This window comes from Pirellulales bacterium (assembly GCA_036267355.1).
In the GTDB taxonomy this organism is placed as follows: Bacteria; Planctomycetota; Planctomycetia; order Pirellulales; family DATAWG01; genus DATAWG01.
Window position 1 is genome coordinate 1 of sequence record DATAWG010000046.1, and the last position, 14,621, is coordinate 14,621.

The window sequence follows — 14,621 nt, forward strand, 5'->3', positions numbered from 1 at the left end:
AACGCATTGATCCAATGTGCATCTGGCTGGGTCGCCTGCAGCGAGACGATGCCGCCGTAGCGGCGCTCCCTCGCTAACGCTTCGGGTTAGTGTTGCGTGACCGCAACGATTTGGGATCGTGGGTCGCTAGTGAGGCGGCAACTCGTCGGGTGAATCGCTTTGACTATCCCAAACTCCAGCGCCAACGCCACACAAGCCCGAAGCGTAAGCGAGGATGTGCTCCGTTGCGGGTCGCCCCTCAACACTAGGCGCGAAGCGTAAGCGAGGATGTGCTCCGTTGCGGGTCGCACTCACGAACGCATAGATCCAATGTGCATCTGGCTGGGTCGCCTGCAGCGAGACGATGCCGCCGTTGCGGCGCTCCCTCGCTAACGCTTCGGGTTAGTGTTGCGTGACCGCAACGATTTGGGATCGTGGGTCCGTAGTGAGGCGGCAACTCTTCGGGCGGATCGCTTTAGCCATCCCAAAATCCAGCGCCAACGCCACACAAGCGCGAAGCGTAAGCGAGGATGCGCCCCGTTGCGGGTCGCCGTCACGAACGCATAGATCCAATGTGCATCTGGCTGGGTCGCCTGCAGCGAGACGATGCCGCCGTAGCGGCGCTCCCTCGCTAACGCTTCGGGTTTGTGTTGCGTGATAGCAACGATGTGGGATCGTGGGTCGGTTGTTGGGCGGCAAATCATCGGGCGAATCGCTTTGGCCATCCCAAACTCCAGCGCCGACGCCACACAAGCCCGAAGCGTAAGCGAGGACGCGCTCCGTTGCGGGGTCGCCCTCACGAACGCATTGATCCGATGTGCATTCGGCTTTTGCCGGCTGCAGCGAGACGATGCCGCCGTAGCGGCGCTCCCTCGCTAACGCTTCGGGTTTGTGTTGCGTGACGGCAACGATGTGGGATCGTGGGGCGGTTGTTGGGCGGCAAATCGTCGGGCGAATCGCTTTGGCCATCCCGAAATCCCAGCGCCGACGCCACACAAGCCCGAAGCGTAAGCGAGGACGCGCTCCGTTGCGGGGTCGCCCTCACGAACGCATTGATGCAATGTGCATTCGGCTTTTGTCGGCTGCAGCGAGACGATGCCGCCGTGGCGGCGCTCCCTCGCTAACGCTTCGGGTTTGTGTTGCGTGATAGCAACGATGTGGAATCGTGGGGCGGTTGTTGGGCGACAAATCGTCGGGCGAATCGCTTTGGCCATCCCGAAATCCAGCGTTGACGCTACACTAGCCCCAATTTGCTCGGGCTGCTAGATTTATTGACCGGCGGAGCCGGATTACAATAATTACGGTAATCTTACTGAACTTCCCCCGCTAAGCAATTTGTGCCATGAGCGACGAATCGATCAAGAAGCCGAGCCCGGTCGAGATCGCCAAGATCAACAGCGACTATCTGCGCGGCACGATCGAGCAGGAATTGGTCGACGGCAACGACGCCTTCACCAAGGCGAATGTCCAATTGCTCAAGCATCATGGCACCTATCAACAAGACGACCGCGAAGCTCGCACGGCGCGCGAAGGGGGCGGCAAAAGCGTCAAGCAATACATGTTCATGGTGCGTTCGAGAGTTCCCGGCGGCAGGCTCACGAGCGATCAGTTGCTTGCCGAGATGGATCTTGCCGACGAGTTGGGCAACACCACGTTGCGAATCACGAGCCGACAAGGATTGCAACTTCACGGCGTTGTGAAGCGGAATCTGCACAAAGTCATTCAGCGGATCAACGAAGTGCAGCTATCGACGTTGGCGGCCTGCGGCGATGTCGAGCGCAATATCATGTGCTGCCCCGCTCCGCACTATTCCGACCCGGTGCATGCCGAAATGCAGCAGCTCACGGATCGGCTCGTCGAGCATCTGGCGCCGCGGACCCGCGCCTACCATGAAATCTGGCTTCGCGATCCGGTTACCGGAGAAGATCATATCGTCGGCGGCGGCCAAAATCAAAACGGACACACGCATTCCGGCAACGGTCATGCCCATTCCGCCGGCAACCATGCCGACGATGTCGAACCGATCTATGGCCCGACTTATTTGCCGCGCAAATTCAAGACCGGGATCGGGCTGCCCGGCGACAACTGCATCGACATCTACGCCAACGATCTCGGCCTGATGGCGATCTGCGACAATTTTCGCATCGTGGGCTACAACGTGCTCGTCGGCGGCGGCATGGGCGTCACGCCAAGCGCGGCCAAGACGTTTCCGGCCGTCGCCAAGCGGATGGCGTTCGTCGATCCCGATCAGGTCGTCGATGTCGCCACGGCAATCGTCAAGGTGCAGCGCGATTTCGGCAATCGGTCGGACCGCAAAATCGCGCGGATGAAGTATCTGATCCACAACTGGGGCTTGGAGCGATTCAAAGCCAAGGTCGAAGAATACTATGGCCATCCACTGGCCGAGCCGCATCCCGACGATGTTTGCGGCTTCGACGATCATCTCGGTTGGCACGAACAAGGCGACGGCCGCTGGTTTTACGGGCTGAATGTCGAGAATGGCCGCATCCACGACACCGACCAAATGCAGCTCAAGGCGGCCTTGCGCGAAATTTGCACGAAGCATCGTCCTGGCATCCGGCTGACTGCCCATCAGAGCATTTTGTTTACCGATATCGCGCCGGCCGATCGAGCGAGCTTTGAAGAGATTTTGCGGCGGCATCGGGTGAAACTATCGGAAGAAATTTCCAATGTTCGCCGCTGGTCGATGGCCTGCGTCGCCTGGCCGACCTGCGGGCTGGCGATCACCGAGGCCGAACGGGCGCTGCCGTCGTTCGTCGATCAATTGGAAGTGGAATTGGCGAAGCTCGGCCTGGCGAGCGATGTGTTTACGCTCCGCATGACCGGCTGCCCCAACGGCTGCGCCCGGCCCTACAATTGCGACATCGGCTTGGTCGGCAAGGCGCACGACAAATACACGGTGTTTGTCGGCGGGCGGCTGTTGGGCGATCGATTGAATTTCATCTATAAAGACTTGGTGCCGACGGCCGAGGTGGTGCCGACCTTGGTGCCGCTGTTCGCCTATTTCAAAACGGCCCGCGAGAGCGGCGAAATATTCGGCGATTTCTGCGCCCGCCGCGGCGCCGACGATCTCATCGCCTGGACCGATCGCTACGCCGCTCAGGCGGCAGGTGCATGAATCGCTTCGTAACCCGCGCGAAACCGCAAGCGGCGGCGTGTCGCTCGCTTGCGGTTTCGCGCGTTTTTTGCAGTTGGTAAGTGGCTACGTGCGACATGACCCCATGCAAGTCCCTCCCGGCATTTCGGTTCCCGATAGTGAATTTCAATTCACGTTTGTCCGGAGCAGCGGGCCGGGGGGGCAGAACGTCAACAAGGTGAACACCAAGGCGGTGCTGCGGTGGCCCGTGACCGCGAGCCCGAGCCTAATGGGCCCAGTGCGGAGCCGTTTCCTGTCGCGTTTTGCCAGCCGGCTGACGACCGAAGGGGAACTGGTTCTTTCAAGCCAGCGGTTTCGCGACCAGGCCAAGAACCGCGACGATTGCTTGGAAAAGGTCCGAGCGATGCTCGAGGCAGTGGCGGTCGCCCCGATTCGCCGTCGAAAAACGAGACCGAGCCGCGCAAGCGTCGAGCGGCGTCTCACTCAAAAGCGGCAACTCTCCGGCCGCAAACAACAGCGCCGCCAACGGCCACGCGGCGACAGCGAATAGCGCTCGTGTGTCAACAAGTGGGCTGACAGACGATCTCGGGGCCGGCACTGGCAGAGCCGGGCACGCGTGGCACTGGCCAGCGAAGCCGGCCAGTGCCGGCGACTTGACGTTGAGGCTTTGCAAGAGGCGACGCGAGGACGTTCGGCCAACGGCGTCGTTGGATAAATGGATTGCCGGGCCTAGCGGCGCCCACGCCGGCCGACTTCGCTGGCCAGTGGCACACAGCCAAGATATGGCGCCGGCCGGTCGAACGTTAGAATGCCGCGAGCGTTGTTGACCGGTGTGGGCAATCATCGCAAAATGTTCGTCCACTCATTCTGCTTCTAAATGCCAAACTCCGGGGAGCCATTTTGGAAATGGTCGATTTCAACAAGCGAGTTCTCTTTGTCGGCTTCGGATCGGTCGCGCAGTGCACGCTGCCGATTCTGCTGAAGCAGGTCCGCGTGCCGCCGCAGAATGTCACGGTCATCGATTTCGAGGATCAATCGGCGTTGTTGCAACCTTGGCTGGCACGAGGCGTGCGGTTTCGCCGCGAAAAGATCGTGCCGGAGAATCTCGGCGAGGTGCTGGGAAAGCAGCTCTCGGCCGGCGATTTGTTGATCGATCTGGCGTGGAATATCGACTGCTGCGAAATCGTCGGATGGTGCCACGACCATGGGGTGCTGTATCTCAACACGTCAATCGAGGTTTGGGATCCCTACGATCGCGAACTTTATGCGCAGCCCACGCAGCGAACGCTTTACTGGCGGCACATGAACGTGCGGCTGATGCGCGAGGGATGGCCGGAGCCGGGACCCACCGCCGTCTTGGAACACGGCGCCAATCCGGGCTTGATTTCGCACTTCACCAAACAGGCGATCTTGGAAATCGGCGATCGCGCCATTGCCGACAAGAAATTCGCCGGTGCTGAAGCCGAGGCTCTGCGGCAATCGCTCGCCGATCGCGAATTCAACCGCTTGGCGATGCAGCTCGGCGTGAAAGTGATCCATTGTTCGGAGCGCGATACGCAGATTTCGAATCGGGCCAAACAGATCGATGAATTCGTGAACACCTGGAGCGTCGAAGGATTTCGCGAAGAAGGCACGACCACGGCCGAGATGGGTTGGGGAACGCATGAAAAAGAGCTTCCGCCGCGGGCCTACGAACATCAAGATGGCCCGCGCAACCAGATCTGCCTGGCCCAGATGGGAATCAACACCTGGGTCCGGTCGTGGGTGCCCGATTACACGATCCGCGGCATGGTCGTGCGCCACGGCGAGGCATTTACGATCTCCGACAAGCTGACGGTGTGGGAGGATGGCCGAGCGATTTATCGTCCGACGGTGCACTACGCCTATTGCCCCTGCGATGCGGCGATCGCTTCGCTCAGCGAATTGCGCGGCCACGATTATCGTTTGCAGCCGACCGTGCGCATCATGGGGGACGAAATCACGAGCGGAGCCGATATTCTCGGCGCGCTGGTGATGGGCCACCCCTACAACTCCTGGTGGACCGGCAGCGATCTGAGCATTGAGGAATCGCGGCGGTTGGTGCCGCATCAGAATGCCACGACGATGCAGGTGGCGATCTCCGTCGTGGCGGCGGTGATGTGGATGATCGAGAATCCGAATCAAGGCGTATGCGTGCCCGACGATCTGCCGCACGAATTCATTCTTGAAATCTCGAAGCCGTATCTGGGCAAATTCATTTCGACGCCCTCCGATTGGACGCCGCTTGCCCATTACTCCAACGTGTTCGAGGACTTCGCGCCCGACGCAATCGACCCGACCGATCCCTGGCAATTCAAAAATTTCCTCGTCGGCGAGCGCGACTGATGATCGACGACGAGCAACTCGAAGTGTTGGCCCGCGAACACGGCACCCCGCTGTTTATCGTCGATCACGACGAATTGCGGCGCAACTACGCGACCTTCAAACGCCATCTACCGCGCGTGCAAGCGTATTATGCGGTCAAGGCAAATTCCGACCCGGCGATCGTGGAAACGTTTTACAAAGCCGGCGCGAGCCTCGATGTCGCTTCGATGGCCGAGTTTCACTTGGCATATGAAAATATCCAGTCGCTGCCGCCCAAAGAGCGGCAGGATTTCATCTGGGACAAAATCATCTACGCCAATCCGATCAAAGACATCCGCACGCTCGAAGAGCTCGATCCCTACAAGCCGCTGGTGACCTACGACAATTGGGCCGAGATCGCCAAAATCAAGCAATACGCGCCGCACGCCGGTTTGATCCTGCGGATGCGCGTGCCGAACACGGGGGCCGTGGTCGAACTGTCGTCGAAATTCGGGGCGGGCTCGGGCGAGGCCGTCGATCTGATCGAAGCGGCGTTCGCGGCCGGGCTCGTGGTCGAAGGGCTCAGCTTCCACGTCGGCAGCCAGTGCACGAACTTTTCGAACTACGTGCAGGCGTTGAACCTTGCCGCGGGCATCTTTGCCGAAGCCCATTCGCGCGGCTTTCCGCAGGTGAAGATTCTCGATATCGGCGGCGGTTTCCCGGCCGCCTACGATCAGCACGTCAAGCCGTTCGAGGAACTGGCCACGATGCTCAACGGCGAATTCGAACGGTTATTTCCAGCCAATATGGAAATCCTTGCTGAGCCGGGCCGGTTCTTGGTCGCCACGGCCGCCACCGCCGTGGCCGGCGTGATCGGCAAAGCGGTCCGCGACGGAAAACAGTGCTACTACATCAACGATGGCGTGTATCACACGTATTCGGGCGTGATCTTCGACCACATTCACTACCCGGTCCACGCATTCAAGCAGGGGCCGACTGAAGTCTGCTCGGTGTTCGGCCCGACGTGCGATGCGCTCGACACGATTTCGCTTTCGGAGCAGCTTCCCGATCTCGAACTAGGCGACTTCGTCTACAGCCGCAATATGGGCGCCTACACCCACGCCTCATCGACCCACTTCAACGGTTTTCCGCCGGCGAAAGTCGTGCATGTGAATCGGTAGGCTATTGCTCACGGCTTGGCGTGGCATGTGACACCGGCGGCTAGCGCCTTGCCGCTAACGGCGTTAGCGGCAAGGCGCAAGCCGCCGGTAAGATCACGAAACCACGTTTCTGGCCTACCGTCACCCGACCGCCGCCAGGGCTTCGGTCAGGGCGTCGAGCACGAATTGCTCCGATTCGATGCCGACCGACAGCCGGATCGTGCCATCCAGAATGCCGAGCTTGCTCCGGGCTTCGCGCGACAGAAGGCGATGGCTCGTCGATGCGGGGTGGTTCAGCGTCGTGCAAATGTCGCCGAGCGATGGGCAAAACGGGATCCGCTTGGCCGCTGAGATGAACCGCGAGGCGGTGGCCAAGTCGCCGCGGAGCGTGAAGGTGACCATCCAGCCATACCGGCCGCCAAACTGTCTCGCAGCCAGTGCATGATCGGGATGTTTGTCCAGGCCCGGATAATGCACGGCTTCCACCTGCGGCAGTTCGGCCAGAAATCGGGCGGCCGCCAGCGCGTTGTCGGCAGCTCGTTCGATCCGCAAATGCAGCGTGCCGAGGCCGCGCTCCGCGAGCCAGCATTCGAACGGCGCCGCCGTGAAGCCATAGGTGGCCAACACGCGCGAAACGCGATCCCAAGCGTTGTCCCGGCCGCAGATCAGGCCCAACAGCACATCGCTATGGCCGTTCATGATTTTGGTCAGGCTTTCGACGACCAGATCGGCGCCCAATTCCAGCGGCCGGCAAATGGCGGGCGACGCAAATGTGTTGTCGACCACCAGCTTGGCGCCGCGGGAATGGGCGATCTCGGCCAATCCCGAAAGATCGGCCACCCGCAACAGCGGATTGCTGATCGTTTCCACCAGCAACAGCTTGGTGCGATCGGTCATCGCGGCGGCAGTTGCCTTTAGATCGGTCGTGTCAACAATTGTCGAAGCGATGCCCAATCGGGCTGCCTCATCGACCCACTGGGCGTGACTCCGCCCGTATAATTGATCGCTCACGACCAGATGGTCTCCCTGCTGGCATTGAGCCAAGAGCACCACAGCCAAAGCCGCCATGCCCGAGGCAACGACTGCCCCTTGCGGTGCCCCGTGCAAAGCGCGGCACTTTTCGGCGAGCAACTGAGCATTGGGATGTCCTTCGCGGCTATAGACGTAGCCCGGCAACGTGCCGGCGAGCATCTCCTCGGCCTGCTGGGGATCGTGGCAGCGATAAACCGAAGAGAGCCAAATAGGAGCCGCGAGCGGTTCGGTGGGGAATTGGGGAAGTCGGCCGGGTTGGGGGCAAATATCGTCGGACGAGTCGGTCATGGTAATGAAAACCCTTTTGATTGCCTCAACGGTGACGTGGGCGGGTATTAAAGACCGGAAGACGGAGTTACCGAGCACGGAAATCGCGGATCAGGGCGCCATGCCCATGGCTTAGCGTGGGCCTGTGAATCGGCGAACCGGTTGGCCAAAACATGCCCATTCAAGGCAGTGGGCATGGCACCCGGCCCCCACGTTTCAATGCGACGGATTTGTCCTTGCTAGCGCGGCGGTCTCGAACCTGTTCGACCGCGGCGCAAACCAACCTACGCATTGCATTTCGCGTCGTAAAGCGTTCAATTTAACGAAAGGCCGACTCGGCCGCCGAAGATAGTAGCGATTGTCGCGAGTTTGACGGCTGAAAAGCCGCGGCGGTTGGGGTAACTGGCTCGAATCTCACCTCGCGCTCGCGTCTGTATCCGCGAAACCTACGCTTGGGATAATTGTCTCTTGCACTTTCAACCCGGCGGCCGACGCCGAACTTCGACATGAGTTCCGCCTCTTCCGCTTTCGATCCTGAATTGATCGACCAGACGCGTCAACAACTGCGCACCCTGGTCCACGAAATCGAAGGGCTCTCCCGCTCGGAGCTTTCGCCGGGCGAATTCTACGAAGGGTTTTTGAACCGCGTCGTGTCTGCATTGGCGGCGGTCGGCGGAGCGATTTGGTCGCTCGATGAATCGGGTAGGTTCAAGCTGATCTACCAGATGAACCTCAAGGAAACCCGGCTCGCCGAAAGCGAAGCCGCGCAGCAGCAGCATGGCCTTCTGCTGCGAAACGTGGCCGGCAGCGGGCAAGGGGCCCTGATCGCACCGCACTCCGGCACCGGCGAAGCCGGCCAAGACGGCAACACCAATGGCGATGGTGTCGCGGCCGCCAATCCAACCGATTTTCTCCTCGTCCTCGGCGCCCTGAAAAGCGACAAGGAAGTGCAAGGCGTCGTCGAAATCTTTCAACGTCCCGGCAGTCGGCCCACCGTCGAGCGCGGCTATCTGCGGTTCCTTTCGCAGATGTGCGAGCTGGCCGGCGACTACTTGAAAACACGCAACCTCCGCCTCTTCGCCGACCGGCAGTTGATGTGGAGCCAGTTGGAGCTGTTCACACGGCTGGCCCACGAAAGCCTCGACCCAAAACAAGCGGCGTACACGATTGCCAACGAAGGCCGCCGGCTGATCGGCTGCGACCGCGTCACCGTTGCGCTGCGGAACGGAAAGAAATGCCGAGTCGTGGCGGTGAGCGGGCAGGAAACGATCGACCAACGCTCGAACACCGTGTCGCAATTGGGCAAGCTCGCCACGGTCGTGGTCGCCGGCGGCGATCCGCTCTGGTATACCGGCGATACGGCAAACCTGCCGCCGCAGATCGAAAAGGCGGTCGAATCCTACGCCGACGAAGCGCATTCGAAGCTCGTGGCCGTGCTGCCGCTCGCCCGGCCGCAGCCCGAGCCGGAAGAGAACGAACTGGATCGCCCGCCCCCCGATTTTCTTGGCGCGCTGATCGTCGAACAAATCTCCGAAGACACGCTCACCGAAAGCATGCGCCGCCGCGTCGATGTCGTGTCGGAGCACAGCTCGCTGGCGCTGGCAAACGCCCGGGAACACAACGATCTATTCCTGATGCCGGTGTGGCGGTCGATCGGCAAATTGAGTTGGATCGTTCAAGCCCGGACGCTGCCAAAAACATTGGCGATTGCCGGGGCGGTGTTGGTGTTGCTCATCGCGATGTTCGTGCTGCCGTGGAAATATGAACTCTCGGGCAAGGGGACGCTCGAACCGGTCAATCGGCAAGATATTTTTGCCGGAGTCGATGGCGTGGTCGAGCAGATCAAGGTGCACAACGGCCAGAGCGTGAAGAAGGGGGACGTGCTGTTGAAGCTGCGGAACGAAGACCTCGGCGCCCAGATCACGAAAGTTGCCGGCGATCTGGCGGTCGCCGAAGTGCAGCAAGCCGCAGCCGAACGGGCACTGCACGACGCCCATCTCACGCGTGAGGATCGCGATCGGCTCGATGGCCAGGCACGGCAATACGGTGAAGCCGCACGCAGCGCCGAACAGCAATTGGAACTGCTGCGAAATAAAGAGGACGAGCTGACGATCCGCAGCCCGATCGCCGGCGAGGTGATCACTTGGCAAATCGCGGACAAGCTGCTTAACCGGCCCGTCGAACGGGGCCAGTTGCTGTTGACCGTGGCCGATCCGACGAAGGCCTGGGAATTGGAAGTCCACATGCCCGAGGACCGCATGGGAGCGGTCGTCGAGGCGCAAAACCAGCTCGACGAGCAGAAGAAAAAATGGGCCGCCGAAGGCAAGCCAAAACCCGACGCGATGCTGCCGGTTTCGTTTATCCTGGCAACCGATCCCGGCAATCGGCATCAAGGCCTCCTGAAAGAAATTCACAAGGGGGCCAACGTCATGGGCGAGGAAGGCAATGTCGTCCTGCTACGCGTGAAAATCCAGAACGACGGGCACGACCTCGGGCTGACCGACGTTCGCCCCGGCGCGACCGTCACCGCAAAAGTCGATTGCGGAAAAGCCTCGCTGGGATACGTGTTGTTCCACGATGTCATTGCATTTATCCAATCGAAGGTCTTGTTCCGGTTTTAGACGTCCGAAACCGCAAGCGAGCTGCCAACGCCGCCCGGTATTGAAGCTCGCTTGCGGTTTCGCGCGTCGGCCGCCGAAAAGAAATACACGTTTTACAAAGGAAATTACCTCCATGCGTGCAACCCTCATCGCTTGTTCGGCGGTTGCTGCGATGGCGTTCGCCGTCCGGCTTTCGGCCCAAACGCCGGCCGATTCGCCCCAGCCACTCCCCACCGACGCTCCGGCTCCAGCCCCGGCCGATGCGCCGATCATCTCGCGATGTCTCGTGTCGGCAATCGACGATGCGCAGGTGTCGGCCAAGGAGGCCGGAGTGATCACGACGATCAACGTCCATGAAGGGCAACTCGTCATGAAAGGCGAACTCCTCGCCCAGATCGACGACGCCCAGCCTCAGATGGAAAAACGCAAGGCGATGGCCGAAAAAAATGCCGCCGAAGTCAAGGCCAATAGCGACATCGAAAAACGCTTCGATGTCGCCTCGGCCGAAGTTTCGCGATTCGACTATCTCCGCAAACTAGAGGCCAACGGCCGAGTCCGCGGCGCGGTTACCGACACGGAAATCAAAGAGTCGGAACTGAAATGGATCGCCGATAAATTGAAAATCGAACAAGCCGACCTCGAATTGAAAATCGCCAAGCTGACGGTCGACGACAAACAGGCCGAAGTCGACGCGGCCGACGAAGCAATCAATCGCCGCCAGATCCGGGCACCGCAAGACGGCGTCATCGAGCAGATCGTGCCGCACGTCGGCGAATGGGTCAAACCGGGCGACAGCGTCATCCGGCTGGTGCGCATCGATCGCTTGCAGGTGGAAGGTTTCTTACGCGGCGACGCGTACAACCCGTGGGAAGTGCGCGACCGGCCAGTGACCGTATTCGTCAAATTGGCCCGCCAGACCGATCCGGTAGCCTTCACCGGGCGGATCACGTTCGTCGATCCGTTGAAGGAGGCGGGCAATAGTTTCCGCGTCAAGGCCAGCGTCGAAAACCGCCTCGCCCCCGGCCGCAAAGACGAATGGCTGCTACACCCCGGCGACACCGCCACGATGCGGATAGATCTGAATTAGGGGCGCGGGACGAGGGCCGAGGGGCGAGAGAACGAAGCAGAAAAACGGAGAACACGCACGCCTGCGACTTAACCACCGGACAGCCGCCTCGAACCCATCCCCCGCCCTCCGCCCCTCGTCCCTCGTCCATTCCCCATGCCTTCCCTTGCCGACAGTTTGTTGTCTAGCGCCGCTCGCCCGCTCGGACTGCGGCTGCGGCCAGACCTGATCGCCAAGCGGCAGCGCTATCAAGGGCAACCGTATTGGGTCGTCAAGGATCCGGTCGGGCTGAATTATTTCCGCTTCCAGGAAGAGGAATTCGCCCTGCTGCAAATGCTCGACGGCGACACCAGCCTCGACGATCTCAAGCAGCAGTTCGAAGAACAATTCGCCCCCGAGCAAATCACGCTCGAAGAACTCGGCCAATTCGTCGGCATGCTGCATCGCAGCGGATTGGTGATCGCCGACATGCCGGGCCAAGGCCGGCAGTTGCTCAAGCGCGGCACCGAGCGCTGGTGGCAAGAATTCTGGTCGTCGGCCTCCAATGTGCTCGCCGTCCGCTTCAAAGGCGTCGATCCGGAGCGGCTGCTGACGTGGCTCTATCCAAAATTGCGCTGGTTTTACAGCCGCACCTGCGTGATTCTCTGCTTGATGTTGATTCTCTCGGCCGTGTCGCTCGTGCTCGTGCAATTCGACACCTTTTATGCCAAGCTGCCCGGCTTCCATCAATTCTTCCAGTCGGGCAATTGGCTTTGGCTCGGGCTGGTGCTGTGTGTCACGAAAGTGATGCACGAATTCGGCCACGGGCTGACCTGTAAGCATTTCAAAGGCGAATGCCACGAACTCGGCTTCATGCTGCTCGTGCTCACGCCATGCCTCTACTGCAATGTCTCCGATTCGTGGATGCTGCCGAGCAAATGGCGGCGGGCGGCCATCGGCGCCGGCGGCATGTATGTCGAACTGGTGGTCGCGTCGATCGCCACCTTCGTGTGGTGGTTCAGCGAGCCGGGCCTGTTGAACCAGCTCGCCCTGAACACGATGTTCGTCTGCTCGGTGAGCACGTTGATCTTCAACGGCAATCCGCTGTTGCGCTACGACGGCTACTACATCCTCGCCGACATCACCGAAATCCCAAACCTCCGCCAAAAAGCATCGACGATCCTCACGCGCAAGCTGGGCGCGTGGTGCCTGGGGCTCGAGGAACCGGAAGACCCCTTCTTGCCGCAGCGCAATCAGGTGTTCTTCGCGGTGTATAGCGTCGCGTCGTCGGTGTATACCTGGTTCGTGACGTTCTCGATTCTGTTTTTTCTCTACAAGGTTTTCGAGCCGTATCATGTGCAGATCATCGGCGAGATCATCGGCGTGGCGGCGCTGGTGGGTTTGGTCGTGCGGCCGATGTGGTCGTTGTGGAAGTACTTTCGCGTCCCCGGCAGGATGGAACAAGTGGAACCAACAAGATTTCGGATTACGATCGCGGTGGTCGCGGCGCTCGTGGCGTTCGTGGCGTTCGTGCCGCTGCCCTATCGCGTGTTTTGCGCCGCCCACGTCAAAGCCCGCGATGCGAAAACCGTGTATGTCGAAGTGCCGGGCACATTGAAAGCCGTTTATGTTCGCCCGGGCGAACACGTGAAAAAAGGCGATCATCTCGCCGATCTGGAAAACTACGATCTGCGCGTCGGCCTTGCCGAATTGCAAGGCAAGCGCGACCAGATGCAAACGCAGCTCGAAAGCCTGATGCGCTCGCGGTATCACGACCCGCAGGCGGAGCGCGAATTGCCGAGCGTCGAGCAATCGCTCGATGCATTGGATGAAGAGTTGCGCGAAAAACAATCCGACATCGATCATCTGCAATTGATCGCCCCGGCCGACGGCTGGATCATCCCGACGCCCGACATTCCGCCGCCGCCGGCCGAAGAAGCCGACGAACAAACGAAGCTCGCTTCCTGGTCGGGCTCGCCGATGGACCGCAAGAACCGCGGAGCCACGCTCAAGCAAGGCACCCCTTTCTGCCAGATCGGCAACCCGAAGCAAATGGAGGCCGCGCTGGTGATCGATCAATCGGATATCGACCTCGTGGCCCCGGGCGGAAAAGTCGTGGTAAAGCTCGACGAACTGCCGGGCGACGTGTTTTACAGCAAGGTCAGCAAGATCTCACAAACGCCGATGTCCTTTGTCCCCCGCGAATTGAGCCACAAATCGGGCGGCGACGTGCAAACCAAAACCGACGCCAACAACGTCGAACGATCCGCGACCCCTTCGTACGAAGCCCTGGCCCCGATCGACGATGGCAATCAGGTTCTGGTCGTGGGTTTGCGCGGCCGAGCGAAAATCACCGCTAGCCGTTGGCTAAGCCTCGGCTCGCGAGCCTGGCGCGCATTCAGCCAAACGTTCCACTTCAAGCTGTAGGAAGAAGGCTTGAGGCTACAGGCTTGAGGCCGGCGAATTGGAACCGATCTTGTTGGAGTTCACGCTTTAGCGTGCCGCTGACTAACACGCTAAAGCGTGAACTCCAACGTTCGTTCGCCGGCTCGCTAACGCTTCGGGCTACAATGCGATCGCCGGTGGCGCACCAGTTCCCCTCTCCCCTTCGCGGGAGAGGGGCCAGGGGTGAGGGGGGCGTTCGCCGGTGTGCCACTGGCCAGCGCAGTCGGCCAGTGCGAAGCGCCGCTTGAGCTCGCACATAAATGGAAACTCCAGCGGCGTGCGTCCCTCGCTAACGCTTCGGGCTACGATGCGCTTGCCGGTGGCGCACCAGTTTCCCCTCTCCCCCTTCGCGGGAGAGGGGTTAGGGGTGAGCGGGCGTTCGTCGGTGTGCCACTGGCCAGCGCAGTCGGCCAGTGCGAGCGCCGCTTGAGCTGGCACATAAATGGAACGTCCAGCGGCGTGCGTCCCTCGCTAACGCTTCGGGCTACGATGCGCTTGCCGGTGGCACACAAGCGGCGGTTGGCGTGTCGGCGCGCAGCACAGCCGCGGTTGGTCTATAGAGACACCGCGGCCATGCGCGAACAGGTTGTCGCATCGACACGCACGCACGATTTGTGCAACGACGCCCCCTAGGAACCGGAGCGTTCTTGATT

General features: G+C 60.7%; 8 protein-coding genes. 7 read left to right on the forward strand and 1 reads right to left on the reverse strand.

The window, feature by feature from the left end; genetic code table 11:
* Positions 1–1,321 precede the first annotated feature (1,321 nt).
* The 4 genes from VHX65_07805 (at position 1,322) to VHX65_07820 (ending at position 6,600) form a co-directional block, all read left to right on the forward strand.
* Positions 1,322–3,118 carry an NADPH-dependent assimilatory sulfite reductase hemoprotein subunit gene (locus VHX65_07805; GenBank protein ID HEX3998437.1) on the forward strand — a complete coding sequence of 599 codons (1,797 nt, stop codon included), beginning with the start codon at positions 1,322–1,324 and terminating at the stop codon, positions 3,116–3,118.
* Positions 3,119–3,221: 103 nt separating this feature from the next.
* On the forward strand, positions 3,222–3,647 hold the full coding sequence (gene arfB, locus VHX65_07810; GenBank protein HEX3998438.1) for an alternative ribosome rescue aminoacyl-tRNA hydrolase ArfB: 426 nt from the start codon (positions 3,222–3,224) through the stop codon (positions 3,645–3,647).
* Positions 3,648–4,003: 356 nt separating this feature from the next.
* On the forward strand, positions 4,004–5,461 hold the full coding sequence (locus VHX65_07815; GenBank protein ID HEX3998439.1) for a saccharopine dehydrogenase C-terminal domain-containing protein: 1,458 nt from the start codon (positions 4,004–4,006) through the stop codon (positions 5,459–5,461).
* Positions 5,461–6,600: a type III PLP-dependent enzyme gene (locus VHX65_07820; GenBank protein ID HEX3998440.1), complete on the forward strand. Its 1,140-nt coding sequence runs from the start codon at positions 5,461–5,463 to the stop codon at positions 6,598–6,600. The genes VHX65_07815 and VHX65_07820 overlap by 1 nt, the downstream gene beginning before the upstream one ends.
* A gap of 120 nt (positions 6,601–6,720) precedes the next feature.
* Here the strand turns inward: VHX65_07820 and VHX65_07825 are convergent, their stop codons facing one another.
* Positions 6,721–7,899 (reverse strand): aminotransferase class I/II-fold pyridoxal phosphate-dependent enzyme, encoded by a 1,179-nt coding sequence (locus VHX65_07825; protein ID HEX3998441.1) that lies wholly within the window; start codon positions 7,897–7,899, stop codon positions 6,721–6,723.
* Positions 7,900–8,384: 485 nt separating this feature from the next.
* Between VHX65_07825 and VHX65_07830 the strand changes: the two genes are divergently transcribed.
* From VHX65_07830 to VHX65_07840, 3 genes are all read left to right on the forward strand, one after another.
* The gene (locus tag VHX65_07830; protein HEX3998442.1) at positions 8,385–10,499 is read left to right on the forward strand and encodes a biotin/lipoyl-binding protein; all 2,115 of its coding nucleotides are present in this window, start codon (positions 8,385–8,387) and stop codon (positions 10,497–10,499) included.
* A gap of 112 nt (positions 10,500–10,611) precedes the next feature.
* Positions 10,612–11,565 carry an HlyD family efflux transporter periplasmic adaptor subunit gene (locus tag VHX65_07835; GenBank protein HEX3998443.1) on the forward strand — a complete coding sequence of 318 codons (954 nt, stop codon included), beginning with the start codon at positions 10,612–10,614 and terminating at the stop codon, positions 11,563–11,565.
* A 135-nt stretch (positions 11,566–11,700) separates the two neighbouring features.
* Positions 11,701–13,950, forward strand: a complete 2,250-nt coding sequence (locus VHX65_07840; GenBank protein HEX3998444.1) for a biotin/lipoyl-binding protein — start codon at positions 11,701–11,703, stop codon at positions 13,948–13,950.
* Positions 13,951–14,621 lie beyond the last annotated feature (671 nt).

Excerpts from the sequence above, each read along its gene's own strand:
- VHX65_07805 (HEX3998437.1), top strand. The coding sequence starts at position 1,322 with ATGAGCGACGAATCGATCAAGAAGCCGAGCCCGGTCGAGATCGCCAAG.
- arfB (HEX3998438.1), top strand. The coding sequence starts at position 3,222 with ATGCAAGTCCCTCCCGGCATTTCGGTTCCCGATAGTGAATTTCAATTC.
- VHX65_07815 (HEX3998439.1), top strand. The coding sequence starts at position 4,004 with ATGGTCGATTTCAACAAGCGAGTTCTCTTTGTCGGCTTCGGATCGGTC.
- VHX65_07820 (HEX3998440.1), top strand. The coding sequence starts at position 5,461 with ATGATCGACGACGAGCAACTCGAAGTGTTGGCCCGCGAACACGGCACC.
- VHX65_07825 (HEX3998441.1), bottom strand. The coding sequence starts at position 7,899 with ATGACCGACTCGTCCGACGATATTTGCCCCCAACCCGGCCGACTTCCC.
- VHX65_07830 (HEX3998442.1), top strand. The coding sequence starts at position 8,385 with ATGAGTTCCGCCTCTTCCGCTTTCGATCCTGAATTGATCGACCAGACG.
- VHX65_07835 (HEX3998443.1), top strand. The coding sequence starts at position 10,612 with ATGCGTGCAACCCTCATCGCTTGTTCGGCGGTTGCTGCGATGGCGTTC.
- VHX65_07840 (HEX3998444.1), top strand. The coding sequence starts at position 11,701 with ATGCCTTCCCTTGCCGACAGTTTGTTGTCTAGCGCCGCTCGCCCGCTC.